Annotated in this window: 24 protein-coding genes; 19 read left to right on the top strand and 5 right to left on the bottom strand. The window is 62.3% G+C overall.

From position 1 onward, the window contains the following. Positions 1-21 precede the first annotated feature (21 nt). A complete protein-coding gene (locus M1E02_RS19260; protein ID WP_479375782.1) occupies positions 22-1,293 on the bottom strand; it encodes an ABC transporter substrate-binding protein in 1,272 nt (423 codons plus the stop codon). 132 nt (positions 1,294-1,425) lie between these two features. Further along, positions 1,426-2,472: a LacI family DNA-binding transcriptional regulator gene (locus M1E02_RS19255; protein ID WP_479375781.1), complete on the bottom strand. Its 1,047-nt coding sequence runs from the start codon at positions 2,470-2,472 to the stop codon at positions 1,426-1,428. Between the two features lie 313 nt (positions 2,473-2,785). Here M1E02_RS19255 and M1E02_RS19250 point away from each other — a divergent pair, with 313 nt between their 5' ends. The 5 genes from M1E02_RS19250 to M1E02_RS19230 all read left to right on the top strand — a co-directional run bounded on the left by M1E02_RS19250 (position 2,786) and on the right by M1E02_RS19230 (position 6,244). After that, entirely contained in the window at positions 2,786-3,103 is a 318-nt protein-coding gene (locus M1E02_RS19250; RefSeq protein ID WP_479375780.1) for a hypothetical protein, read from the top strand. 76 nt (positions 3,104-3,179) lie between these two features. Then, positions 3,180-4,184: a LacI family DNA-binding transcriptional regulator gene (locus M1E02_RS19245; protein ID WP_479375779.1), complete on the top strand. Its 1,005-nt coding sequence runs from the start codon at positions 3,180-3,182 to the stop codon at positions 4,182-4,184. A 22-nt stretch (positions 4,185-4,206) separates the two neighbouring features. Beyond that, positions 4,207-4,347 (top strand): hypothetical protein, encoded by a 141-nt coding sequence (locus M1E02_RS19240; protein ID WP_479375778.1) that lies wholly within the window; start codon positions 4,207-4,209, stop codon positions 4,345-4,347. A 12-nt stretch (positions 4,348-4,359) separates the two neighbouring features. Beyond that, positions 4,360-4,917 carry a cysteine hydrolase family protein gene (locus M1E02_RS19235; protein ID WP_479375777.1) on the top strand — a complete coding sequence of 186 codons (558 nt, stop codon included), beginning with the start codon at positions 4,360-4,362 and terminating at the stop codon, positions 4,915-4,917. Positions 4,918-4,981: 64 nt separating this feature from the next. Beyond that, complete coding sequence (locus tag M1E02_RS19230) at positions 4,982-6,244, top strand: glycoside hydrolase family 27 protein (RefSeq protein ID WP_479375776.1); 1,263 nt, start codon at positions 4,982-4,984, stop codon at positions 6,242-6,244. Here the strand turns inward: M1E02_RS19230 and M1E02_RS19225 are convergent. Beyond that, positions 6,241-7,596, bottom strand: a complete 1,356-nt coding sequence (locus tag M1E02_RS19225; RefSeq protein ID WP_479375775.1) for an alpha-amylase family protein — start codon at positions 7,594-7,596, stop codon at positions 6,241-6,243. The two genes, M1E02_RS19230 and M1E02_RS19225, sit on opposite strands and share 4 nt — an antisense overlap. Positions 7,597-7,706: 110 nt before the next feature. On the opposite strand from M1E02_RS19225, the gene M1E02_RS19220 reads away from it, so the two are divergent. The 8 genes from M1E02_RS19220 (at position 7,707) to M1E02_RS19185 (ending at position 13,974) form a co-directional block, all read left to right on the top strand. After that, entirely contained in the window at positions 7,707-8,009 is a 303-nt protein-coding gene (locus tag M1E02_RS19220) for an urease subunit gamma (protein ID WP_247043639.1), read from the top strand. Between the two features lie 9 nt (positions 8,010-8,018). Then, positions 8,019-8,378, top strand: a complete 360-nt coding sequence (locus M1E02_RS19215; protein WP_479375774.1) for an urease subunit beta — start codon at positions 8,019-8,021, stop codon at positions 8,376-8,378. Beyond that, positions 8,375-10,105, top strand: coding sequence for an urease subunit alpha (gene ureC, locus M1E02_RS19210; RefSeq protein ID WP_479375773.1), 1,731 nt, complete (start codon positions 8,375-8,377; stop codon positions 10,103-10,105). The genes M1E02_RS19215 and ureC overlap by 4 nt, the downstream gene beginning before the upstream one ends. 16 nt (positions 10,106-10,121) lie before the next feature. Continuing rightward, a complete protein-coding gene (ureE, locus tag M1E02_RS19205) occupies positions 10,122-10,607 on the top strand; it encodes an urease accessory protein UreE (RefSeq protein WP_479375772.1) in 486 nt (161 codons plus the stop codon). A gap of 4 nt (positions 10,608-10,611) precedes the next feature. Beyond that, positions 10,612-11,289, top strand: coding sequence for an urease accessory protein UreF (locus M1E02_RS19200; RefSeq protein WP_479375771.1), 678 nt, complete (start codon positions 10,612-10,614; stop codon positions 11,287-11,289). Between the two features lie 32 nt (positions 11,290-11,321). Beyond that, the gene (gene ureG / locus M1E02_RS19195) at positions 11,322-11,939 is read left to right on the top strand and encodes an urease accessory protein UreG (protein ID WP_479375770.1); all 618 of its coding nucleotides are present in this window, start codon (positions 11,322-11,324) and stop codon (positions 11,937-11,939) included. A gap of 218 nt (positions 11,940-12,157) precedes the next feature. Beyond that, positions 12,158-12,943, top strand: a complete 786-nt coding sequence (locus M1E02_RS19190; protein WP_479378222.1) for an urease accessory protein UreD — start codon at positions 12,158-12,160, stop codon at positions 12,941-12,943. Continuing rightward, on the top strand, positions 12,943-13,974 hold the full coding sequence (locus tag M1E02_RS19185; RefSeq protein WP_479375769.1) for a HoxN/HupN/NixA family nickel/cobalt transporter: 1,032 nt from the start codon (positions 12,943-12,945) through the stop codon (positions 13,972-13,974). Before M1E02_RS19190 ends, M1E02_RS19185 begins: the two co-directional genes overlap by 1 nt. Before the next feature lie 4 nt (positions 13,975-13,978). Here M1E02_RS19185 and M1E02_RS19180 read toward each other — a convergent pair whose 3' ends face one another. Further along, complete coding sequence (locus M1E02_RS19180) at positions 13,979-14,587, bottom strand: TetR/AcrR family transcriptional regulator (RefSeq protein WP_479375768.1); 609 nt, start codon at positions 14,585-14,587, stop codon at positions 13,979-13,981. A 164-nt stretch (positions 14,588-14,751) separates the two neighbouring features. Here M1E02_RS19180 and M1E02_RS19175 point away from each other — a divergent pair, with 164 nt between their 5' ends. From M1E02_RS19175 to M1E02_RS19150, 6 genes are all read left to right on the top strand, one after another. After that, the gene (locus M1E02_RS19175) at positions 14,752-16,209 is read left to right on the top strand and encodes an APC family permease (protein ID WP_479375767.1); all 1,458 of its coding nucleotides are present in this window, start codon (positions 14,752-14,754) and stop codon (positions 16,207-16,209) included. Beyond that, positions 16,199-17,863 (top strand): amidohydrolase, encoded by a 1,665-nt coding sequence (locus M1E02_RS19170; protein ID WP_479375766.1) that lies wholly within the window; start codon positions 16,199-16,201, stop codon positions 17,861-17,863. Before M1E02_RS19175 ends, M1E02_RS19170 begins: the two co-directional genes overlap by 11 nt. A gap of 98 nt (positions 17,864-17,961) precedes the next feature. After that, positions 17,962-18,690 (top strand): Type 1 glutamine amidotransferase-like domain-containing protein, encoded by a 729-nt coding sequence (locus tag M1E02_RS19165; RefSeq protein WP_479375765.1) that lies wholly within the window; start codon positions 17,962-17,964, stop codon positions 18,688-18,690. A 147-nt stretch (positions 18,691-18,837) separates the two neighbouring features. Beyond that, a complete protein-coding gene (locus M1E02_RS19160; protein WP_479375764.1) occupies positions 18,838-19,776 on the top strand; it encodes a tetratricopeptide repeat protein in 939 nt (312 codons plus the stop codon). A 105-nt stretch (positions 19,777-19,881) separates the two neighbouring features. Further along, a complete protein-coding gene (locus M1E02_RS19155; protein WP_479375763.1) occupies positions 19,882-20,754 on the top strand; it encodes a carbohydrate kinase family protein in 873 nt (290 codons plus the stop codon). Positions 20,755-20,763: 9 nt separating this feature from the next. Continuing rightward, positions 20,764-21,387, top strand: coding sequence for a DUF1349 domain-containing protein (locus M1E02_RS19150; RefSeq protein ID WP_479375762.1), 624 nt, complete (start codon positions 20,764-20,766; stop codon positions 21,385-21,387). Here the strand turns inward: M1E02_RS19150 and M1E02_RS19145 are convergent. Continuing rightward, on the bottom strand, positions 21,362-24,301 hold the full coding sequence (locus M1E02_RS19145; RefSeq protein ID WP_479375761.1) for an FAD-binding and (Fe-S)-binding domain-containing protein: 2,940 nt from the start codon (positions 24,299-24,301) through the stop codon (positions 21,362-21,364). The genes M1E02_RS19150 and M1E02_RS19145 overlap by 26 nt on opposite strands. Positions 24,302-24,422 lie beyond the last annotated feature (121 nt).

Here is a 24,422-nt window from a genome sequence, read left to right as displayed (position 1 = left end):
CGCCGCATCCGTAGGTCGTGATTACTTGGCGTCGAGGATCTTCTGTATCGAGGCCTGTGTCTCGTTCAGCAGGTCCTGGACGTTTTCGCCGGCCACGGCTCGCTGCGTGAGCTTGTCCACTGCTGTGAGGGTGTCGGTGCTGTTGACGACGCCGGGCAGAAGGGGACGGCCCAACTCGGACTGCTTCGTCAAGGCTTCCACCACGGGATTGGCGGCAACGTCAGCGGCGGGGATGTCTGAGCGTAGCGGCGGCCATCCGGACCCCAGGGACCAGGCGGTGGCCTGTTCCCTCTGCAGGAAGTAGCTGAAGAACTTCTGGGCAGCAGCGGCCTTGGAATCGTCCTTCTGCTCCGTGATGGCCATGGAAACGCCGATCGCTGATGCAGCCTGATCCTTGGGGCCAGCGGGGACGGCGGCGATTCCGTAATTGATGTTGTTTTCCTTGGCGATGGAGGACATCCAGGGCCCGCCCAGGTACATGGCGGCCTTGCCGCTGCTGAAGAGCTTGTCACCCGCAATACCGTCCAGGCCTGCGGGGGAGATCTTGTCATTGCGGATGGCGTCGACCCATGTCTTCAGCGTCTGGGCGTTTTCGGGTGAGTTCACCACGGCCTTGCCGTCCTTGACGATGTCTCCGCCGTTTCCGTAGAAGAGGGACGGCCATACACCGTTGGCTACGGTGGCGTGGTCAGGGAGGCCCAGTCCGAACTGCTCGGGTGTCCCGTCACCGTTGGCGTCGACAGTGAGCTTCTTGGCCGCTGCGATCCATTCATCCCAGGTGGCGGGTGGAGTGGTGATGCCGGCTTTGGCAAAGAGGTCCTTGTTGTAGAACATTGCCAGGGGCACGAAGCCGGACGGTACGCCGTACTTGTGTCCGTTGACGGTCTCCATGTCAGCTGCGGCCGGGACCAGCTTGTCCAGATTGCTGTTGGGGTCTTTGTAAAGGTCATCGAGTTCGACGAAGGCGCCCTTGTCCGCGTATACCGGGAGGCGTTCAGCCGGCATGGCCACTATGTCTGGTCCGTTTCCGGATGACAGTGCCGGCAGCAGCGTGTCATCGATGACGGACCAGGGGTTGGTCTGGACCTTGATGCTGACATCGCTTTGGGAGGCGTTGAAGTCCTCCACGATCTTGTTCAGGACCTTACCGTCGGCCTCGGTGTAGCCGTGCCAGAACGTGAGCTCCGCTTTGGAGCCTTCCTTGTTATCGGAGCCTGCGCCTGCGCCGGAGCAGGAGGTCAGGACCAGCGACGCGGCAGCTACCGCGGTAAGAAGTGTGAGCGACCTGTTCATGTCGGCCCTTTCAATGTGCGGGACTTCCGTGTCCCTGAACCTGATTACCATCTAGGGTAAACGTTGTAAGTAAACGTTGTACCAAGCATGCAGCGCTATTGCCGAGGGGTCAAGACTTTCCAGCGATTTTCTTCAGGCGGCGTTCGTTGCGGTCGGAGCCTTTTGGCCCGAGGGCCCGGAGGACTCGCGGACTTCGAGGGAAAACGCCGTCTCGATCTCGATGGCTTCCAGCTCCGGCCCACCTTGAATACGGCGAAGCAGTGTCTCTACAGCAGCCGAGGCGATCTCATCCCTTCGCGGGTTCACCGTTGAAAGGGCCGGCAGTGTATAGCGCGTTTCGTCCAGGTCATCGAAGCCCACGATGGCTACATCCTTCGGGATGCGCAGGCCAGACTCCTGAAGCACACGCATGGCACCAAGTGCCAGAGTGTCGTTGAAGGCGAAAATTCCGTCGAAAGACACTCCATCTTCGAGCAGCCTCGTCATCGCTGCGGCACCGCCGCGGCGATGCCAGGAATCTGCGTAGCAGACCAGCTTTGGATCAAAAGTCAGGCCTGCGGCCTCAATAGCCTGACGGTAACCAGCCAAACGGAGCTCAGCTGAAGCGACGATGTCACCTTCATGGGCAGCCAGTGCCAAAATGCGCCGGCGACCCGTCGACAGCAGATGGTCAGTCGCTGCGCGCGCACCAGCCGTGTTTGCCATCGTGATTCTGTCCACTTGGCCATCGAAGGAAGTATCGCCGAGGACAACCAATGGCGTGTCAACACTCTTCAGGAGGTCGGCGTCGGCTGCACCAAGCGTGAGAGAGCTGTAGATAACACCGTCCACCATGTGCCTGTGCTGGCCTTGTAGCGCAGCGAGTTCGTTTTCGCGGCCGCTGCCGATAGGTTCGATCAACACCGCAAGCCCCCTGGCGGCGGCCGCACGCATAATCGCGTCGGCGAGCTCCGCAAAATATGCGGTGGTGAGATCAGGAATGATCAATCCGATGACCCCTGACCTGCCCGACCTCAGGTTCCGTGCTGAGAGATTCGGGCGGTAGCCCAACTGCTCAATGGCGTCTTCCACCCGTTGCTTGGTTTCAGGACGCAGCTGCGGATGTCCATTAATCACATTGGACACCGTCTTAATGGAAAAGCCGCTGACTCGTGCAACATCCTTGATCGTGACCGACACAGCCACTCCTTCCCCCGCGTACGGGCAGGAAGACTGCCCTGCCATCAGGGTACAACGTTGGAAGCAGTCGGGTACAACGTTAGTAGCGGTCAGTGCAGGGCGAGGCACAACGAAGCCGCTGGGGTTTTCCCTTGGTCACAGCCCGCCCAATAGTGCCCACAACTCGCCCAATATTGGGCACGTCCCGTCCATGCCCAGGTTTTTTGGTTGCCCTCCGCCCCGGCAAAGCCCGTTGCCAGAATGCACCGATCAATGGCCAAAGGGTTAGTCCATCGTTTGGATTTGCTTCCGGTACTAGCGCATGATTACGGCTATGAAGAGCAAATATTCAGGTCTGACGGTTTTCGTCCTCGCAATCGTAGGCATTGTTGGCTTTGTTGGTGGGATCGCTGTGTTTTTTGATTCCATCTGCCTGTTTTCCTGCACTGCTCCGCAGTCCCCGATCGTCGCCAGTTCCTTCGGAATAGTGGTTCTATCCTTCCTGCTGCTGGTGTTCACCTTCATTGTCGCTATCGGCCTGCTGAAGCGAAACGGGGAAGAGGGATGGGCGCTCGGCGCCCTCCTCGTCGCTGGGCTGCCGGTCATTTTCTCCGTAATTGTGGTCCCCTTGATGATCCTGACTCACATCTGACGGCATCCCTGGACCACATGTCGGGATATTTCTGCAACGATGTAACTGGAAGAGTTGCCGGACAAAGGACCCAGGTATGGCTGTCACCATGAACGACGTCGCGCGAGCAGCCGGCGTCTCCCTCAAAACGGTGTCCAATGTGCTTAATGACTACGAGTTCATCCGGCCCGCCACCAAACAGAAGGTGCTGGACGCGATAGCAGCGCTGGGCTACGAAGCCAACCTCACAGCACGCAGCCTCCGCTCCGGCAAGACGCGCATGCTGGGACTGGTGCTTTCCGATCTCTCCGCCCCGTACTACGCCGAGCTGGCCTCCCACCTCATGAAAGTAGCCTCAGACAGGGGATACCGGGTGCTCGTGGAGCAGTCCGCGGCAACCGGTGCGAACGAACTAGCCGCGCTGCAGGGCCAGTTCCGCCAGTTGACCGATGGCCTCCTGTTCACGCCCTTGGCGTTAGGGCCCGACGACATCGCGGCGGCCCAAGGCGACAAACCGCTGGTGCTGCTGGGAGAGCACATTGCCGATCCCCGCTTTGATCTTGTCACCATGAAGAACACTGAAGCGGCGCACGCCATCACCTCCCACCTCCTGGCATCCGGACGCCGTCGAGTGGCCGTTCTCGGTGCCGTTCCGGAGGACACCACCGGTAGCTCCGGTCTGCGTATGCTGGGCTATCGCCAGGCTCTGACGGCTGCCGGGATGGACTTCGATCCCGACCTCGCCGTGATGTGCGACTGGCGGAGGGACGGCGGCGCTACCGCCATCCGCCAGTTGCTGGACAGCGGAGTGCAGTTTGACGCCGTATTCGGGCTCAACGACACAGTGGCGCTGGGTGCGATGCATGAGCTGCTGATGCAGGGGGTCAAAGTGCCGGATGAAGTAGCCGTCGCTGGCTTTGATGATATTGATGAGGCCCGTTTTGCGTCTCCCTCACTCACTACTGTGGCCCCAGGCATGGACGAAATCGCAGAACGCTCCGTAGGGTTGTTGATAGACCGGATTGAAGGGAACGGGGCAACAGCCGACAGTCTCCAACTCGAAGCGGGCTTCGCGCTCAGGATGCGGGACTCAGCTCCGTAGGGCGCGAGGAAGGACAAGGGCAATGGTGGATGTTCACGTGGAGACCGTGACGTTGGACTACGTGTACGAATTCATTGAGCTCCAGCCGAATCAACGCCTTGTGATGCGGCGGGCCATGCGGAAGGACCTGCGGAAACTCAAGGAACTGCTCGAATCCAGCTGAAAGGAGCGGACCATGATCGCGGCCCTCATCATCGATATGCAGAACGCCTTCTTCGAGAACCCGGACCTGGCAGCCCAGCAGGATGAGCTGGTCGCTGCCTGCAATGACCTCATGGACGCCGTTGAAGAAGCCGGCGGCAAAGTTTTGATGGTGAAGACCGAGCATGAGCGGGACAAGTCAACCTGGACCCTCAGCATGCTCGACGACGACCAGGGCTTCATCTTCCGGGGCAGCAAACAGGCCGACTTCGTTCCGGGGCTGCGGACTGATGGCCTGCCGTGCCTTGCCAAGACCAGGGACAGCGCCTTTATGGGCACCGATCTGCTGCTTCGCCTGCGGAACTGGAGCGTGGACCAGATCATTCTCGGCGGCGTCTCTACTCACAACTGCATCGCCCAGACCGCAGCTGACGCCTTCGCCAACAATGTCCGGGTGGCTTATGCCCGGGAAGCCATCGGTTCTGAGGATCAGGAGGCGGCAGAAGCTGTTTTATCCATCCTGTCCAAGGGCTACCGTCAGGCTGTTCTGACTCCGCCCCAGGTCAAGGAACTGCTGAGGAAGAGGCTCTAGGGTCTTCCGTTTCCGAGGGACGCTCTATAACGTTGTAGGAATGTTGTTAGCGCACACTCCGCCCATGGGCTGGAACAGCTGGGATTGCTACGGGACCACGGTCACTGAGGACGAGGTCCTGGCCAACGCAGAGTACATGGCCGCCCATCTGGCCCCTTACGGCTGGGACACAGTGGTCGTCGATATCCAGTGGTACGAGCCGGCCGCGAAAGCGGGCGGTTACAACGATGGCGCGGCCCTGGTCCTGGACCACGTGGGCCGGCAGATGCCTGCAGTGAACCGCTTCCCCTCAGCGGCGCAGGGCAAGGGATTCGCCCCGCTGGCCGCAAAAATCCATGCCCTTGGCCTCAAGTTCGGCCTCCACATCATGCGGGGCATCCCGCGGCAGGCGGTGCGGGACAAGCTTCCCGTAGCCGGCACGGGCTTCACCGCAGACCAGGTGGCGGACCTCGATTCGGTCTGCGACTGGAACACTGACAACTACGGGCTGAATCATAACCATCCCGGGGCCCAGGCCTACTACGATTCCCAGCTGGCGCTCTTCGCCGAGTGGGGTGTGGACTTCATCAAGGCAGACGACCTGGTGGGTCCCTACCTGGCGGGGGAGATTCAGTCCTACCAGCAGGCCATCCGGAACTCAGGCCGGGAGATGATCCTCAGCCTTTCCCCGGGCCGGGCCCTCTCCCTCGCGCACCTTGAGCACCTCCGCGAGAACTCCCAAATGTGGCGCGTCTCCGATGATCTTTGGGACAACTGGGACGACGTCGAGGCCCAGTTTGCCCGTATGGCACGCTGGGCGCCGCACCAGAGAGCGGGAGCGTGGGCCGACGCCGACATGCTGCCGGTAGGCCGGATCGCGCTGCGTGCCGAACGCGGCACCGCACGGGTCACCAGGCTCAGCCTCGACGAACAGCGCACCATGATGACCCTCTGGAGCATTTCCCGCTCACCCCTGATGCTGGGCTGCGACCTGCCAAGCTCACCGCCGGAAACCCTGGGCCTGCTGACCAACCCGGATGCCACTGACGTCCTGAAGGCCAGCACCGGAAACCGTGAGCTCCTCCGCGAGGGGGACCTGGTGATCTGGGCAGCTGAAAGCACGACGTCGGAGGACCGGTTTGGTGCTGTCTTCAACACCGGGACTGAGGTGCTTCGCCGGGACATCCCGCTAAGGGATCTCGGCCTGGGCGAAAACGCGGCATGGCAAGACTGGTCAGCGCTCGAGTCGTGGACCCAGGAGAAACTGGAAGGGACCGGGGATGTGCTGAGCTTCGAGATTGCTCCGCACGGAGTCTGTTTCTACCGTTTCACGCCACGCGTAATCTAGCCGAGGATCGCCCACCCTCGTGCCGGCAGCTTCACCCTTCCGGACTCAGCGTCGAGGTTTCCGGTTCCGGCAAGCAGCGAGGAACGAGTAAGCAGGGCTGACTGTTCGCGTAAGTCGGTTACCTCGAAGTCTGCCGGCTTGTCGGCGAGGTTCAGCGCCACCACCAGCGAGTCGCCACCATTTTCGGCCACGAAAATGAACTGCTCGTTGGTCAAGGACAAAATGGAGGTGCGGGCCGAGTGGAGCCACGCATGCCGCCGTCGTACTCCTATCAGTTCCTGGTAAAGCCGGTACGTGGGCCATCCCGCAGGGCTGAGATCCGCAGGCGAGGCAGGGAAGGCAGGCCGCACGGCGTCGTCGCCCCCGGCCCTGTCCTCCTTGACGCCACGAAATGCCTGTTCATCCCCGTAGTAGATCGATGGTGTGCCACCCACCGTAAGCAGGACCACCAGTGCGAGGGGCAGCAGCGCAGGATCCTCAAGCTTGCTGGCAATGCGGGTTACGTCATGGTTCCCGATGAACGTCAGCGGCGTAAAACCAGCCAGGAACGAGTTATGCCGTTCCAGAGCAGCTGCCAGCTCATAGAAGTTGCGGTCGTTGAGCGAGCTCCACACCGCTTTCCAGAGTTCGTACTGGGTCGCGGAATCCAGGCTGCCGTCACTGACCGCCGCCGCGTAATCCCCGTGAATGTATTCGCCCATAAAGTAGGCATCGGGAAACTCTGCCCGCACTTCGGCCAGGACGCTGGACCAGAACGACGTCGGCACAGCGTACGCAGCGTCAAGCCGCCAACCGTCAGCTCCCCGTGACAGCCAGTGCTTCATGACGCCGGCAACGAATCCGGCAACTTCCGGTTCGGCATGGTTCAGGGCGACGAGGTGGTGGTGTCCCTCAAAATCCGCGTACTCGGGCTCCGTCCCGGGAGCCCAGCCGGAGTCAGGCCAGTTGAAGTGGAACCAGGAGGCCTTGGCCCCGTCCGGACCCTGGGATATGGCCTCCTGGAAGGGCGGGAAACTCCGGCCGGTGTGGTTGAATACGCCGTCCAAAAGCACCCGGAGGCCGCGGGAGTGCGCTTCGCGGATCAGCTCGTCAAAGTCAGCGTCGTCTCCGAGGCGGGGGTCGAGGCGGAAATAGTCGGTGGTGTCATAGCCGTGGGTTTCGGAGGCGAAGACAGGGCCAAGCGCGATGCCTGAAGCTCCCAGTTCCACGGCATAGTCCAGCCAGGAGATGAGCTGCGGGAGCCGATGAATCACAGGCTCTCCAGCGGGGAGGGCATTTTGCTCAGCGCCTACTAATCCAAGGGGGTAGACCTGCCACCACACGGCATGCTGCACCCAATCCGGTTCGGCCAAGGCGGGGCTCCTTTGCTGGAAGGGAACGTACCCGGGCCATTCTGCCAGTGAGCCGAAATCTTTCCGAAACCTGGCGGGCTTACTCTGGTCACAAGCTGAAGGGATATCGGATGCATCTTTTACCCCGTGAGCAGGAAAAGCTCATGATCGTGGTGGCGGCTGACCTTGCGCGGCGCCGGCAGGCCCGCGGGCTTAAGCTCAATTTTCCGGAAGCAGTGGCCATCATCAGCTACGAGTTGATCGAGGGCGCCCGGGACGGCAGGACAGTGGCCGAGCTGATGAGTTACGGCACCACGCTGCTCACCCGCGAGGACGTCATGGAAGGCATCCCGGAGATGATCCATGACGTCCAAATAGAAGCCACCTTTCCTGACGGCACCAAACTGGTCACCGTCCACGATCCCATCCGCTAGGGGCGACAGATGATCCCAGGAGAATACGTCCTCCGGCCTGAACCGGTGGTGGTGAACGCCGGACGGGACGCGATCGACGTCGTCGTACTGAACACCGGCGACCGCCCCGTCCAGGTGGGCTCCCATTACCATTTTGCCGAGGCAAACAGGGCCCTCGAGTTCGATCGCCGGGCAGCCCACGGACGGCGCCTGGACATTCCCGCCGGCACAGCTGCACGGTTCGAACCTGGCGACCGCAGGACTGTCCGGCTGATCGGGCTCGCCGGGCACCGCGAGGTTTTCGGGCTCAGCAACGCAGTAAACGGAACGCTCGACGCCGGTGGGCCCGCGGCCGCGGCGAAAGCCACAGTAGACGGGGGATCCGCGTGAGTTTTGAACTGTCCCGCAAGCAGTACTCGGACCTGTACGGGCCCACGACCGGCGACGCCATCCGCCTGGCAGACACAGAACTGTTCCTGGAAATCGAGAAGGACCTCACCGTCTACGGCGAGGAAGTGGTGTTCGGCGGTGGCAAGGTAATCCGGGACGGCATGGGCCAGAACGGCCAGGTTACCCGTGAAGAGGACGTGCCGGACACCGTTATCACCAACGCGATCGTGCTGGATTACACAGGCATCTACAAGGCCGATATTGCCCTCCGGGACGGCCACATCTTCAAAATCGGCAAAGCCGGAAATCCCCAGATCACGGACGGTGTGGACATCATCATCGGCGCCAGTACCGAGATCATCGCCGGGGAACGGAAAATCCTCACAGCCGGCGGGGTTGATTCCCACATCCACTTCATTTCCCCCGAACAGGTGCCCACCGCCCTGTGCAGCGGAGTGACCACCATGCTGGGCGGCGGAACCGGCCCGGCCGAAGGCACCAAGGCCACCACTGTTACGCCCGGGAAATGGCATATCCAGTGGATGCTCCAGGCTGCTGAGGGCCTGCCTGTCAACATCGGCCTCTTCGGGAAGGGACACGCGTCCGCTGTCGAGCCCCTCGCGGAGCAGATCCGGGCCGGGGCGATCGGACTCAAGGTGCATGAGGACTGGGGATCCACCACCTCCTCGATCGATACGTCCCTGAAAGTCGCCGACGAGTACGACGTCCAGGTGGCAATCCACACTGACACCCTCAACGAGTGCGGCTTCGTAGAGGACACCATCAGGGCAATCGACGGCCGCGTCATCCACACCTTTCACACCGAGGGCGCCGGGGGAGGGCACGCACCGGACATTATCAAGATCGCGGGCCTCCCGAATGTGCTTCCCGCGTCCACCAACCCCACCCTGCCGTACACCCGCAACACTATCGAAGAACATTTGGACATGCTGATGGTCTGCCACCACCTGAACCCGGATATTCCCGAGGACGTCGCCTTCGCTGATTCGCGTATCCGTGCAGAGACCATCGCCGCGGAGGACGTCCTGCAGGACCTGGGGATTTTTTCCATCACCTCCTCGGATTCGCAGGCTATGGGACGGGTGGGCGAGGTCATCACCCGCACTTGGCAGGTGGCGGACAAGATGAAGAAGCAACGCGGAGGTTTGGAGGATCCCGACGGCGGTGTCCACGGTTCAGCCGGCAGCGACAATTTCCGGCTGAAGCGGTACGTGGCCAAATACACCATCAATCCCGCCATCGCGCACGGAATGGCGGACTCGATCGGATCCGTGGAGGAAGGCAAATTCGCTGACCTGGTCCTGTGGGATCCGGCGTTCTTCGGCGTCAAACCTGAACTGGTGCTCAAGGGCGGGCAGATCGCCTACGCCCTGATGGGAGATGCCAATGCGTCCATCCCTACGCCACAACCACGCACCATGCGGCCCATGTTCGCCACCTTCGGCAAAGCGCTGCAGCAGTCCTCCATCACCTTCCTGTCCCAGGCCGCTGTTGACGCCGGCGTACCCGAAGAGCTCGGCCTCCAGAAGGTGATCCGCCCCGTGTCCGGGATCAGGAACCTCACCAAGGCCGATCTCAGGTACAACGACGCAACGCCGGACATCCACGTGGATCCGGAAACCTATCAGGTGACAGTGGACGGCGAGAAGGTCACCTGCGAACCCTCCGAAGTGCTGCCCATGGCGCAGCGCTACTTCCTCTTCTAGAAAAACTGGAGTTGGCGTGATCATCGAGAAAGTCCTCGGAAACGTGCACGAACTGACTACCAGTGCGGCCGAAGCCTATGCCGCCCTGCACCAGGAGAAGGTGGTGCTGCCCAGCGCCCAACTCGTCAAACGTATCCAGAGGGTCACCACAGATCATGGTAAGGAGCTCGGGATCCGGCTGTCGGCAGGTTCCGGCGATCTGCGGGACGGCGACATCCTTCATGTGGCCGAATCCAACATGATCGTGGTGTCCGTTCTGCCAACAGACGTCCTGGTGATCGCTCCGCGGACCGTTTTTGAAATGGGAGTGGTGGCACATTCCCTGGGTAACCGGCACCTGCAGGCCCAGTTCTTCGACTCAAGCTCGGAATATGGTGCCGAAGTCATGGTGTGCCAGTATGACCACACCGTTGAGGATTACCTCAAACACGTGGGAGTGCCCTACGGCCGCCAGGAACGGGTGATGCCGGTGCCTTTCCGCCACGCTGAACACTCGCACTGATTGTATGGAAGCTACTCCCAGCTATCAGCTTGCATTGCAGCAGTTGACTGACTCCGCGTTGCCAACGGGAGCGTTTGCTCACTCACTGGGCTTTGAGACTTACATAGACCGCGGTTTGGTGCGGGATGAGGCCAGCTTTGGGGTGTGGCTTAGTGCTTTTGTACGGCAGCAGCTCACCTTCTCGGACGGCCTGGCCATTCGCCTCCTATACGAGGACCTTCCGGTTGCAGAGCTTGATTCCCTGCTGACCGCCCAGCTTTTGCCGCGGCAGCTGCGCGAGGCCAGCATGAAAATGGGAGGACGGTTGCTGGAAATCGGGGGTGACGTGTTTCCCTCGCCGGCCCTCGAGGAGTACCGCGGGCTGGTGGGCAGGGGCCGTGCTTCCGGCCATCAGCCGCTGGCATTCGCCGTCGTCACCCGTTCCCTCGGGGTCCCGATGAACGAGGCGCTCGCCGCGTACCTCTTTGCCGCCGTCACCTCGCTGACCCAGAACGCCGTCCGGGCAATCCCGCTGGGGCAGAACGCCGGGCAGCGGCTGCTGCGCCAGGCGGCCGACGGCGTTGCTGCCGCCGTCGAGCGGGTGGGACAGCTGACGTTGGACGACTTTGGGGCAGTGAGTCCTGGGCTGGAAATTTCGCAGATGCGGCACGAGCGGCAACGCGCCCGAATGTTCATGAGTTAGTCGAATTGCACGCTGGACTGTCAGGAGAAGTGATGTCTGAACCTATCAAGATCGGTATTGGCGGCCCCGTAGGCGCCGGGAAAACCCAGCTCGTGGAACGGCTGACCCGCCACATGAGTGCCGAGATATCCATGGCGGCCATAACCAACGACATTTACACCATCGAGGATGCCAAGATTCTCGCGGCAAACGGCATCCTGCCCTTGGACCGGATCATCGGCGTCGAAACCGGCGGCTGCCCGCACACCGCCATCCGCGAAGATACGTCCATGAATACGGCTGCCATCGAGGAGCTCAAGGCGAGGCACCAGGACCTGCAGGTGATATTCGTGGAATCCGGCGGCGACAACCTCTCCGCCACCTTCAGCCCTGAACTGGTGGACTTCTCCATCTACATCATCGATGTTGCCCAGGGGGAGAAGATCCCCCGCAAGGCCGGGCAGGGCATGATCAAGTCCGATCTGTTCATCATCAACAAGACGGACCTGGCGCCCCACGTCGGCGCAGACCTGGCAGTCATGGAACGGGACTCCCGCGAATTCCGCGGCACCAAACCGTTCTGCTTTACTAACCTCAAAACGGACGAAGGGCTCGACGCCGTCATCTCCTGGATCCGGCGTGATGTCCTGATGCTCGATCTGGCGTCATGAGCACGGTGTTGCCAAGTCCGGCGGCTTCGCCGGATTTGGGGCCGTGCCCGTCCCCAGCCGCTCCCAACTCTCGCAAGCTCGAGTCGGGGCCCTCGCAGCAGTGGGCCCCCCACGAGGCCCACCACACCGCGGCCCCCAAACCCGGCCTCGCCTCCTCCGTGGGCAGGTCACCGATCGGTGAACTCCAACTCGTCGTCAGTGACCGCGACGGGAAGTCTGTGGCGACGCATCAGTACCATCGCGGTGCTTTACGGGTTTTGCGGCCGCATTACTTGGATGAGAGCGGGCAGGTTTGTTTTGTGCTCGTGAATCCGGGTGGGGCTTATCTAGGGGCCGATCTTTATGTCATTGAGGTGGTGGTGGAGGATGGTGCGCGGCTGCTCCTGACCACCCAGTCCGCCACGAAGATCTACCGGACACCGGGGTCCTTTGCTGAGCAGCGGATGAGGTTGGTGCTCGGGGACGAGGCGCAGCTTGAGCTGGCCCCTGACCAGTTGATCGCCTACCGCGAGGCCAGCTACCGCCAGAACACCCACATCACCGTGCGGCCGACATCCAGTCTCATCATGGCCGAAGTGGTCACTCCTGGTTGGTCCCCGGACGGGGCCGCGTTCCGCTATGAGGAGGTGCGCCTGCGGAGCGAGATCGCCGTCGATTCAGGAAAAGCTTCGCAGTTGCTGGCGCTGGATAACCTCCTGATGGTGCCCTCGGCAGATGACGTGACAGAAATGGGGTTTATGGAGGGCTACAGCCATGTGGGTTCATTGCTGGTGGTTGACCGGAGGGTGGATCAGGCGCTCGCGGACGAACTCCACGAGGTGACCAGCGCCCACGAGGCCTACACGGGCGTTTCGTTGACGGCCACCGTTAGCGGAACAACCGGGCTGGTGTTGCGCTCGCTGTCCAACAGCACCGAAGAGCTCCAGCGCCTGCTGCAAGCGTGTACAACCTTGCTGCGGAGACGCTGGTACGGTCAGCCTCCCCTGGACCTCAGGAAATACTGATGATCTCAGCGGCACTTGCCGGGCAGCTGTACCGGGAGCGCGGGCAGTTGCCGCTGCGCACGAGGCTGGCCTTCACATTGGGTGCGGTAGCAGCGCTCCACGCGGCCGCCGTCGTTCTCCTCCTGCTGGGTAGCGCGGAACCGCTGGCGGTTGGCCTGGCGATCACCGCGTACCTTGCCGGCGTCAAGCACAGCTACGACTGGGACCATCTGGCAGCCATCGACAACTCCACCCGTAAGTTCGTGGCGCAACACCAGGATCCGGTCAGTGTCGGATTCGCTTTCAGCCTGGGCCACAGTTCCGTCGTGATGCTCGCAGGGGTTTTGCTGGTAGGAGGTGCCTCGGTGATGGGCCAGTTCATGGCCGGTGGCACTGCTGGAAATCTGGTGCTCGGGCTCATAGGAAGCGGAGTTTCAGGGCTGTTCCTGCTGTTCATGGGGTTGTTCAACGGCTCGGCATTCCTTGCGGCAACGCGTTCCTACATTAAGGCCCGTTCCGGACTGAAAGTCACTGCACAGGAGCTCGAGGCCAGAGGACTGGTGGCGCGGCTGCTGGCCAAACCGCTCTCCCGCGTGAAACGGCCACGCAATATTTATGTGATCGGTTTCCTCTTCGGACTGGGCTTCGACACCGCCACCACCATTGCGCTGCTGATGATGGCCGTCTCAGCGTCCGCCGCCGGGGTTCATCCTCTGGCTCTGCTGGCGCTGCCACTGGCGTTCACCGCAGCCATGACGTTCTGTGACACCCTCAACGGCGTGGCCATGATGCGCCTGTACCGCTCCGCGATCCGCCGTCCCCTGCACAAGCTGGGCTTCAACGCAGTGGTCACCGGCATCTCTGCTGCATCCGCCCTTTTCATTGCAGTGATAACTTTGGGCGGGTTTTTCCATGCCGCCTTCAGATGGGAAGATCCGTTGACCATTTGGCTGGGGTCAGTGGATCTTGGCGACGCCGGCCTGCTGCTGATTGCAATGTTGCTGGGGGCGTGGGCCGTGGTTGCGTTGCAGGGGCGCGCTGGAAAAACCTAAGGCGTTACACCTGGCGCTTGGTCTTGAGTCCGCCAATGATCACGTCCAGTCCGAACTCGAAGGCGTGGCTGCCGCGTTCCTCCGGCGGTCCGGCGTTACCGACTGCGCGCTTAAGGGTTGGGTATCCTTCGGCCGGTGGATCCCAAACAACCTCCGGAGCCGCCAGGTCCAGGGCCGCACCCAGAGCGAAGCTGTCGATGGTGGAAATACCCGCCACCACATCGCGGCCACTGAAGCCGGCGCTTTCCAGGGCCATGGCCAGATCCTCGTAGAGGCCGATGACGTCCGGATCAGTGATGGTTTGCAGGACCAGGAGCGGTGCCAGCCGCGGGTGGCGCATGAACGCGTCCCGGTAGGCGCGGATCAGGACCCGCAGGGCGGCTTCCCAATCGCTGTGGTCCACCGGCGCGTACGGCTCCTCGGTGATGATCCTATGCCGCAAAAGCTCCAGGATTTCGTCCCTGCCGCTGACGTGGTTGTAGATGGAGGACTGGCTGACGCCTATCTTCTTGGCCAGCTTCGGGAAGCTGAAATCCCCGGCTTCATCTACCAGTTCCAGGGCTGCCGAAGTGAGGGCCTCCACGGATATGAGGGGGAGGAGCGGACGCCCCATTGGTTCTCCTGACTGCAGCTCGCGGATATCAAACCCAGCCTAGTGGGCCGGAAGGGTGCCGTAGCAAAAAGGCGATTTTGGCCGAGCTATTGTGCTCTGCGCCACACGCATTCATACTAAACGAAAGCCTTTCGTTTAGTTGGGCTCCCAGAAAGGACGGACCAGTGCCGGACACCCAAACCAGACCACCGACGTCGTCCGCGGACGGCGCCCTCAAGCGCAATGCCCTCGGTACGGGCGGCATCGCCTTCCTCGTCATCTCGGCAGCAGCGCCGCTGACCGTAATGGCGGGGGTCGCTCCCTTGGCAATCGGCGTCGGAGGCATCGGCGCTCCCGCCGGCTATCTCCTCGCGGGCCTCGTACTCACGCTCTTCGCCGTCCCCTTTATGGCCATGACCCGCCACGTCAAAGCCTCCGGGGGCTTCTACACCTACATTTCCCTGGCGATGGGGAAGACCATGGGCCTGGCCTCTGCCATCCTGGCGATCGTCTCCTACAACTGCCTCCAGATCGGCATCTACGGGCTTTTCGCCGTCCAGACCCACGACATGTTCAAAGTTCTCTTCGGGCTCGAGGTGCCTTGGCCGGCCATTGCGTTAGCCGCCGTTGCTGCCGTATGGTTCCTCGGCTACCGGGGGATCGACGTCGGTGCGAAGGTGCTGGGCGTGCTTCTCGTCGCAGAAACCGGAATCCTCACCATTATGGGCGTCGGCATTCTCAGCAGCGGCGGGGCGGAGGGCATCAGCCTGGGATCATTCAGCCCGGACCAGGTGTTCAGCCCGGGTATCCTGGCCATCCTGGGCATCTGCTTCGCGGCCTTCATGGGCTTCGAGTCAACCGTCCTGTATCGCTCAGAAGCCCGGAATCCCGACAAATCCGTGCCGCGGGCCACCTACATTGCTGTTGGCTTTATGTCCGTGTTCTATGCCTTCATCGTCTGGACTGTGGTGCAGGCCCATGGCGAAGGCCGGGTTGTGGAAGCAGCAGGGGAACTGGCTGGCGGGATGTTCTTCCAGACCATCAACCACTACGTGGGTCCCTGGGCGGAAGCGGTGATGTACGTCCTGATCGTCACCAGTGTCTACGCCTCCCAGCTGGCCTTCCACAACGCAATCAACCGATACGTCTACATGCTGGCGCGTGACGGTGCGCTGCCTGCCTTCCTCGCCCGCACCCACCCCAGGTTCAAGTCCCCGCACCGGGCTGGCCAGTTGCAGACCCTCCTGGCCGCGCTGGTGATCAGCATCTGCGCGCTCCTGAACGCCGATCCTTACCAGCAACTGCTGATCTGGGTGAACACGCCTGGGATCTTCGGAATCGTCGGGCTTCAAGGCCTGGTTTCCGTCGCAGCCTTCCTTTATCTTCGCCGGAATCCCGATGCCGTGACTTCCAAATTCCTGGTTCCGATCAGCCTGGTGTCGGCGGTTCTCCTATTCGGCGTGGTCCTGCTCATCGGCCTGAACATCGAGCTTCTTACCTTCGCTGACAGCCTGACCAACACCATCCTCATCCTGGCGATGCCGGTGGTCCTTCTTGCCGGACTCCTCACGGCCCGCTGGGTACGCCGCCACCGACCCGAAACCTTCGCGCAGATTGGAAGCTTCGAAGCCCATGAATCCTGACCTGATCATCCTTGCCGGCACCATCCACACCATGGAGGAAACCTCCACGGCCAGCACAGCAGGAACCCCGTTGCAGGCTGTGGCTGTTAAGGACGGCGTTATCGCCGCCGTCGGATCCCGCACGGACGCTGAAAGCTGGCAGGCTGCTGAGGTCATCGACTTTGGCTCTGCCGTCCTGACACCTGGTCTGGTGGACTGCCACATCCACCCTGTGCTGGGGCTCGAACTGACACGTGGCCGCGACCTCTCCGGCGCCACAGACCTCGGGCAGGTGCGGGCGATGCTGCGGGAGGAAGCGGCAGTAACTCCTCCCGGCGACTGGGTGAGGGGCTGGGGACTGGATCCTAATCTTTTCGGCTCGGCCCAATGCCATCGCGGGCTGATTGACGACGTCGTCTCTGGACGTCCGTGCCTTGTCCGGCTGTTCGACGGGCATTCGGCACTTGCAAACTCCCGTGCACTCGAAATGGCGGGAATCACGGGACCCCGTTCGTTTGACCAGGCCTCCGAAGTAGTCTGCGATGCTGCCGGGCAACCTACCGGGCTGCTGCTTGAGTCAGCAGCGGTGGAGCTGGTTGCCCGTGTGATGCCCGCCGAGCCCTTCGCCTCCAGAAAAGCGCGGTTGGCAGAACTCTTCACGCATTTTTCCCGGTCAGGACTGACGGGTGGGCATGTAATGGATTGCGGGGAAGGTTCCCTGGAGCTCTACCAGGCACTCGAAAACGACGCCGACGGCGGCAGGGATGGGTCCGCTGTCGGCCTTCCGCTGCGCCTGCGAGTCTCGCCGTGGTGCATGCCCGGCAGCAGTGAGACGGAGTGGCGCGCCCTCGCTGAGCAGGTCGGGACGTTGGCGGGACGGCGCTGGGAGGTGTCCGGCGTAAAGCTGTTCGTTGACGGCACTGTGGACAACGGCACAGCATGGCTGTTCGAACCTGATGCGTACGGGGAGTCCATTCACCCGTTCTGGCCCCGGCCGGAGGAGTATGCCCAAGCGGTCCGCTTCTTTGCCTCCCGGGGTATTCCCACCGCGACCCACGCCATCGGTGACGCCGGCGTCGCAGCCGTCCTGGACGCCTTTGAGTCAGTGCCATCCGGTAATCCCAAGGCCGTGCATCGAATTGAGCATCTCGAAACCGTTCCGGACGCCCTGATAGACAGGTTCTCCCGTTCAGGTCTGGTGGCCAGCATGCAGCCCACGCACTGCACGCACTATTCGCGCGCCGACCAGACGGATAATTGGTCCACGAGACTCGGGGCCGAGCGTGCCAACAATGCCTGGAGGTGCGGGGACCTTCGCGCTGCCGGAGCCATCCTGGCCCTCGGCTCGGACTGGCCCATCGCCCGGTTCGAACCCCTGCCCATCCTGGCCGACGCACAGTTGCGGCGGCGGGCAGGACATTTTGACGAACAGCCGATCCTACCGGGCCAGGCCCTCACAGCCTGGCAGGCCCTCGAAGGCTACACCTCCCACGCGGCGCGGGCGGCAGGGGAGTGGGCGGTTTCGGGTTCGGTCACGGTAGGAAAGCGCGCCGATTTCACGGTGTTCGAAGCCGATCCGCTTCTTGTTACCCCCGATGAGCTGGCCTCTTCTGGCGTTGTGGCCACGTTTGTGGACGGCCGGGTGCAGCACCTGGCGGTGGGGTCTGCAAGGTAGACGCCCCTCCAGACGTTCGGCTGGCAAGGCGAGGTCAGGCCTGCGGGCGGGACGCTCCTTGAGCGCATCGGAGCCAAAACGCCGGTACGTTGGCAGATGTGAGTATTTTCTTGGTGGGAGGCGGCCCGGATACAACGCGCGGCGCCGCTGTGCACGCGCTCTTTACGAGCGAAATAAGCCAGAGGGCAGAAGCGCTCAATCGAGTGCCCCGAGTTGCCGTGGTCCTGTTCGATCAGGAAGGAAGCGGCGCCCACTTTCTGCCTTTTTATGCAGATCCGGTAAAAAGCAGAAACAATTGCCTGATTGCCGGGATTTACGTCCGGACCGGTGAATCCGTAGACCCTGCTCTGTTTGCCGACGTCGATGCAATCGTTGTGGGCGGGGGACCGACGCCAGCGTATTTGGACGGCCTTAAGGGTGCAGCCAGCGAAATCCGTCTGGCTGTGGGGTCTGGCGTGCCGTATGTGGGATTTTCTGCTGGAGCAATGATTGCCCCGGACTCTGCGTTGACCGGCGGATTCAGAATCCGCGGTACTGAAGTCTGTCCTGAGGAATGGTCAGAGGGCTTGGAAGAGCTGACCTTTCATCCTGGTTTGGGTTTGATTCCCTTCGCCGTGGATGTTCATGCGGCCCAGGGCGGCACCTTGGGCAGGGCCGTTGCAGCCGTTCATCACGGCGTGGTGGATTCGGTCATGGCAATCGATGAAGACACAGCGCTCGTGGTGGATTCCGCAGATCCGAGGAAAACGGAAGTCGTAGGATCCGGCAACTGCTGGACTATCACCAAGAGTGGCGGGAAGACAACGGTGTCCATGGCAGCATCTTGACCAGGCAGCCCGGCGTGGCTAGCGTCGCGTTCATGGGCACCGTGTTTGGCGGGATGGCAGCCAGCCTGGATGGATGGCTGAAGCCGCCGACCAACTGAGCTGGCACTCTCGTCCCACAGGGCCCCGGAGTGCTGGAATACTGAGCGCATGGGACTTGACTGGCCGAAGCCGAAACGCCTGCCTCGGGACGTGTGGACGGACTGGAAGGCGGCCGATGAGGCAGGACAACCGGACAGGGCTGCAATGTTCGCTTCAGAGCTGCTTGACCTGACGCCGAATTCGTTCTTTAGCTGGTTTGAAGCCGGCCTCTTGTCAAAAGCCCTTGGCGATTGGGCCGAATGCTTCAAACGCAATGCCCGCGCCCTTGAACTCTTTACGGCTGGGGAGGCTGAAGAGTTCGGTGGCCTCAATCCGGCAGCCTGGAATCTGGGCATCGCATCAACAGCGGTGGGGGACTGGGCCACGGCCAGGCGGGCCTGGGAAGCCTACGGCTTGAAGGGATTCGGCGACGAGACTGGGCCCATCGATGCCAACCTCGGGCTCGCGCCCGTGCGGCTCAATCCTGACAGGCCGAGCCTCTCGCATCAGGTGGCATCCACCGCCGGCGAACCCGAGGTCGTTTGGTGCTGGCGCCGCAGCCCGGCGCACGGCGTTATTGCAAGTGTTCCGCTTCCCGAATCGGGGCACAGGTTCCGGGACGTTCTGCTCCATGATGGAGAGCCAAAGGGAACGCGGATGCTCGGAGGCAGGGAGGTCTCCGTCTTCGACGAGCTGGCCAGGTTGGAAGAATCGAACCTGTCGACGTGGCAGGCCGAAGTGATCGGCGCGACCCCCGAGGACATGGAGGCGTTGGCTGACATCCTCGGACAGGATGGCCTGGGCATGGACGAATGGTCCGGCATCCGCCTGATGTGCTCAGAGTGCTCGCACGGCCCGGCTCAGAACAGACACAATCACGCTCCTGCTGCGTCGGATGCGATACGGCTTGGGCTGGCGGGCGGCGAAGCGGAGCTCAAAAACGGACTCGGGCATTGGTTGGAACACAGGTCCTGGATCGAACTGCACAACCTCACGCTGCTCTGGTGACCCTGACCCAGACTTGGACGCTCCACTTCACCTATGGCAGTCGCAGTCTATGCCGGCAGGCTCCCACCGAATGAAAAAGAGCGTTTCACGGTGCTTGAATAGGGCATGTCCTTTTCGCCTAAGGTCGTTGTCTGCGGCTCGGCCTCCTGGAACCAGATCATCCTCCTTGACCGTCTACCGGAGCCTGTTCCGCACATGCAGTTCGCGCTGGCCTCCTGGGAGACGGTGGGTGGAACTTCGGCTGGCAAGGCTCTGCACCTGGCGGATCTCGACATCGACGTGCGTTTGTGCGCACCGCTTGGGCCGGACCAAGAGGGCGGGCGGGTCCGGCGAGCACTCGCCACGGCCGGCATTACCTGCGAAGCAATTGCGTCTGAATACACGGAGCGCCACGTTAATCTGATGACCAACGACGGCGGACGCATATCCATTTCCATTGCAAGGCCTTCCATGCCAGCCGAGGACGAACTCGAAGCCGTCGGAGCTCTGGTGGCGGCGGCGGATCTAGCCGCGATTGATCTGGGCGAGCTTGGCCTGCTTTTGCTGGAACGCGAAGAGGTCCGGCGCACACCGCTGTGGGTGGACCTCCAGGACTACGACGGCTCCTCTACGTCTCATGAACCGTTCCTGCGTGCGGCCGATGCGGTGTTCATGAACGACGACAAGACGGATGATCCTTGGGATCTCATGCGTTCGTGCCTCGGACGGGGTCCTCGTCTGGCCGTATGCACACGGGGAGCGGAAGGTGCGATCGCGCTCGAAAGGGGCGGGACGCAGCACGAGATAGACGCAGTTCCCGCCAACGTCGTGGACACCAATGGTGCGGGCGATGCGTTCATGGCCGGGTTCCTGGCTGCGAGCCTTCATGGTGCGTCAGTTGGGAATGCTCTCAATGCAGCGGCGGCGCAGGCCCGTATTGCCGTTGAGAGCAAGCATCTGCACCCGGTGCTTGGGCACTTGGATAGACAGGACCGATAGGTTTGATCTGTGAACAATCCCCGCGAACTGGAAATTGATGCCCTGCCCTTCCCCTTGGTGGGTGAAGGGCCGCAATCACAGGTTCCTCCGCTGCTTCAGGGGCAGATGCTGACACTGACAGCTGATGCGGGGGCAGACTTGTTCCTTGACCCCGCGGGATCCGCCGGAACATCTGATGCCGAAAGGTTTGTCTCGCCGGTACAGGGTGACTTCCGGCTCAGCGCGTTCGTGAGCCCCGTGTTTGTGAGTGACTTCGACTCAGGCGTGCTGATTGGCTACCTTGATCCGTTGAATTGGTTCAAAGTATGCGCGGAGCTGGATCCGAGCGGAACAACAAGGGTGGTCTCAGTGGTGACCCGCAACGGCAAGTCCGATGACTGCGACAGCTGGCCCATCGACACGGCGGGGACCTACCTGCGGATCTCCCGTCTGGGCCAGGCATTCGCCCTCCACGCATCCGTCGACGGGGAACGGTGGAACATGGTCCGGTACTTCGCCATGGGCGATCCGGCACCCGAGTCCGTGAAAATCGGGTTTGTGGCGCAGTCCCCTTCAGGAGAAGGCACGACGGCGACATTCAGCCACATCACCTTCGATACCAAGACGCTCACTCAGGTAAGGGACGGCTCTTAGCCAACTCCGGAAGCGCGGTCACCTGGTTCCTTGGATCGATGAGTTCGGCGAGATGGCTGGACGCACCGTTCGAGTGGTTATCCAGGACCTGCCGCACCTGCATGTGGCAGCTGAATCCGTCGGTCAGGATGGGCGTTCCGTCCGCAGTTTCCCTCAGAGCCGGGGCGAGTGACTGCTCGGCAACTGCCATGCTTACGTCGTAGTGCTGCGCCTCAAAGCCAAAGTTTCCCGCCACGCCGCAGCAACCAGTGGCTTGCCTGACGGTGGTGATGCCCAGCGCGGCCAATGCGTTCGCCTGGGTTCCGGAGCCGAAGACGGCGTACTCATGGCAGTGGGTCTGGACTGTCACGGCAGCCGGGACCGACGCTGGTTGCCAGCCTGTTTTGGTCTGCTCTATGACAGCCGTGGCGAAGCTCTGAATCCGGTTGGCGACGCGCTGGGCCGCTTCCGTGTGAACCAGTTCCGGCAGGTCCTTGCGGAGGGCGGCCGCGCAGCTGGGTTCGATGACAACGATGGGCCTGTCGGTTCCGTCGTCGAGTGCCTCAGCCGTCCGGGTGAGCAACTTGCGGGCTGTGTCCAGCTGCCCTGTCGAAATCCAGGTGAGGCCGCAGCACACGTCCGCGCTGCATTCCACGGTGCGCTGGGCGTCTTCGAGGACCCGCTTGGCCGCGCCGGCCACTGAGGGGCGGAAGCCTCGGGTGAAGCTGTCGATGAACAGGACTGTATCCGCTGGAGCTTTTTCGGCACCGCGGGCGGGCTCATCGCCGATCTCTTTCAACAGCTGCGCGCGGGAGGCGAAGTCGGGCATCCTGCGGTGAGTGGTGATGCCGGAGATGCGTGCAATGAGCGGCCGAAGCGGCGATGCAAGTGCCGCGTTAATCAGCGGAGCGATCCTGCTGGTTATTTTCAGCCAGGTGGGCAGCCAGCCCAGGGTGTAGTGGGCTATAGGCCGCAAGCGGCCTTCGTAGTAATGATCGAAGAACTCGGATTTGTACGTGGCCATATCCACGCCGGCGGGACAATCCGTGGAGCAGGCCTTGCAGGAGAGGCACAGGTCCAGGGATTCCCGCACGTCTTCTGATTTCCAGCCTTCCTTGGCGCTGGCGGATCCGCTGATCATGTCCTGAAGCACCCGTGCCCGTGCCCGGGTGGAGTCCTTCTCGTCCCTCGTCGCGCGATAGCTGGGGCACATGACCCCGGCCCCGGAAGTGGTCCTGCACCGGCCTACGCCGATGCAGGTCTGGACGGCGTCCGTGAACCCCTCCCGGCCTGCGTTTGCCGGTTCCAGGGCAAAGGACGTCCGGAAACCGCGGGCAGGGGCTGCCGCCAGTGCAAGGTCGGACATTACTGGAGCCGGATCAGTGATGATGCCGGGATTGAGGATTCCCTCCGGGTCCCAGACGGCCTTATACCGGGCAAAGGCCTGCAGCGCTTCAGGGCTGTACATGATGGGGAGAAGCCCGGAGCGGGCCCGGCCGTCGCCGTGTTCGCCGGAGAGGGATCCACCGTGGCGGGTCACGAGATCAGCAGCCGCGCGGAGGAATCTATCCATAACGGCTCTTCCGGACTCGGTCCGGGGGTCAAAGGTGATGCGGACGTGCGTGCAGCCGGCGCCGAAATGGCCATACATCACGCCACGCAGCTGATGCTCATCAAGAAGCCGGGTGAAATCGGCCAGATAGGCGGCCAGGTTTTCCGGCGCGACCGCCGCGTCTTCCCATCCTGCCCAGGACTGGACTCCGCCGGCGAGCCGGGAAGACAGCCCTGCTCCGTCTTCCCGGACACGCCAAAGGTTGGCCCTGTCAACTGGATCGGAGACCACAACGCCGTCAACCACGTTGCCACGCTGCTTCAGCGTCTTCAGCAGATCGTCGGCCTTTGCCCGCACCTCCGCGGGATCGCTGCCGTCCAGGTCCACGTACAAATAAGCCGTACCATCAGGCAAAGCACCCACGGAGTCCGGACCGCGCCGCTCGCGCATGGTCTGCACAATGGCTTCGTCGATGCCTTCGACGGCGGCGGGGTTGAAGCGCAGGATCTCCATGACGTCGGTGGCCGCCGCGACGACATCGCGGTATCCAAGGCAGACGAGCAGCGCAGCGGCAGGAACCTCCACCAGCTTCACGGTGGCTGAGACGATGACAGCGCAGGTACCCTCGCTTCCGGCGAGGGCCTTGGCGGCGTCGAAGCCGTTCTCGGGAAGCAGGTTGGCCAGCTGGTAGCCGGAGACCTGTCGGGCGATGCGCCCGAATTCTGTCCGGAGGAGTCCCAGGTTGGCGTCGCGCAGCTGCTTCAGGCCGGCATCGATGCGTGCAGCTTCGGCGACAGCGGCCTCGTCGGCCTGGTCAATGGCGCGCACCCCGCCCGGGCCGGCGGTTACAAGATGTCCCGACGCAGTCACCAGGTCCACGGAAACGACGTGGTCTACGGTGCGGCCGTATCGTACGGAGTGATTTCCGCAGGCGTCGTTACCGATGGCGCCGGCCACTGTCACCCTGCCCATGCTTGAGGGATCCGGGGCAAAAGTCAGGGCTCCACCCGTAGCGGCCTGCACCTTTTTCTGCAGCGTGGTCAGAACCATGCCTGGCTCAACGGTGACGGTCCGGGCATCGCGATCCAGCTGCAGGAGCCCGGACATGTGGCGGGAGAAGTCGATGACCACTCCGCTTCCGATGGCGTTTCCTGCCATGCTGGTCCCGCCGCCGCGGCTGGTGAGCGGGATGCCGTGGCGCCGGCAAGCACGAATGACTGCGGCCACATCCTGGCTGGAGCGCGGAAAGGCGACTGCTGTGGGGCGCACCTTGTAGTTCGAGGCGTCATAGGAGTACTCCGACAGCCTGCGGCTGCTGGCATCAACCTCCACCCCGTCCTTCTCCAGGTCTCGCACGAGGCTGTCAGTTCCGGCACGGTTCATCTGATTCAGCTTTCGATTCGGGCGAGCCAGACCAGGCGCCAGGTGTTACTCGCATTGTGCTTCCTGTCGAACCAGTGTATGGATTAATAAACACCCCAGTAAGGCATTATGAGTAAGGCAT

Source organism: Arthrobacter sp. Z5-13, from assembly GCF_056499105.1.
Note: the sequence above shows the minus strand (reverse complement) of the source record. Positions and strands in the feature narration are given on the sequence as shown.

Excerpts from the sequence above, each read along its gene's own strand:
- M1E02_RS19260 (WP_479375782.1), bottom strand. The coding sequence starts at position 1,293 with ATGAACAGGTCGCTCACACTTCTTACCGCGGTAGCTGCCGCGTCGCTG.
- M1E02_RS19250 (WP_479375780.1), top strand. The coding sequence starts at position 2,786 with ATGAAGAGCAAATATTCAGGTCTGACGGTTTTCGTCCTCGCAATCGTA.
- M1E02_RS19245 (WP_479375779.1), top strand. The coding sequence starts at position 3,180 with ATGGCTGTCACCATGAACGACGTCGCGCGAGCAGCCGGCGTCTCCCTC.
- M1E02_RS19240 (WP_479375778.1), top strand. The coding sequence starts at position 4,207 with ATGGTGGATGTTCACGTGGAGACCGTGACGTTGGACTACGTGTACGAA.
- M1E02_RS19235 (WP_479375777.1), top strand. The coding sequence starts at position 4,360 with ATGATCGCGGCCCTCATCATCGATATGCAGAACGCCTTCTTCGAGAAC.
- M1E02_RS19230 (WP_479375776.1), top strand. The coding sequence starts at position 4,982 with ATGGGCTGGAACAGCTGGGATTGCTACGGGACCACGGTCACTGAGGAC.
- M1E02_RS19220 (WP_247043639.1), top strand. The coding sequence starts at position 7,707 with ATGCATCTTTTACCCCGTGAGCAGGAAAAGCTCATGATCGTGGTGGCG.
- M1E02_RS19215 (WP_479375774.1), top strand. The coding sequence starts at position 8,019 with ATGATCCCAGGAGAATACGTCCTCCGGCCTGAACCGGTGGTGGTGAAC.
- M1E02_RS19200 (WP_479375771.1), top strand. The coding sequence starts at position 10,612 with ATGGAAGCTACTCCCAGCTATCAGCTTGCATTGCAGCAGTTGACTGAC.
- ureG (WP_479375770.1), top strand. The coding sequence starts at position 11,322 with ATGTCTGAACCTATCAAGATCGGTATTGGCGGCCCCGTAGGCGCCGGG.
- M1E02_RS19185 (WP_479375769.1), top strand. The coding sequence starts at position 12,943 with ATGATCTCAGCGGCACTTGCCGGGCAGCTGTACCGGGAGCGCGGGCAG.
- M1E02_RS19180 (WP_479375768.1), bottom strand. The coding sequence starts at position 14,587 with ATGGGGCGTCCGCTCCTCCCCCTCATATCCGTGGAGGCCCTCACTTCG.
- M1E02_RS19170 (WP_479375766.1), top strand. The coding sequence starts at position 16,199 with ATGAATCCTGACCTGATCATCCTTGCCGGCACCATCCACACCATGGAG.
- M1E02_RS19160 (WP_479375764.1), top strand. The coding sequence starts at position 18,838 with ATGGGACTTGACTGGCCGAAGCCGAAACGCCTGCCTCGGGACGTGTGG.
- M1E02_RS19155 (WP_479375763.1), top strand. The coding sequence starts at position 19,882 with ATGTCCTTTTCGCCTAAGGTCGTTGTCTGCGGCTCGGCCTCCTGGAAC.
- M1E02_RS19145 (WP_479375761.1), bottom strand. The coding sequence starts at position 24,301 with ATGAACCGTGCCGGAACTGACAGCCTCGTGCGAGACCTGGAGAAGGAC.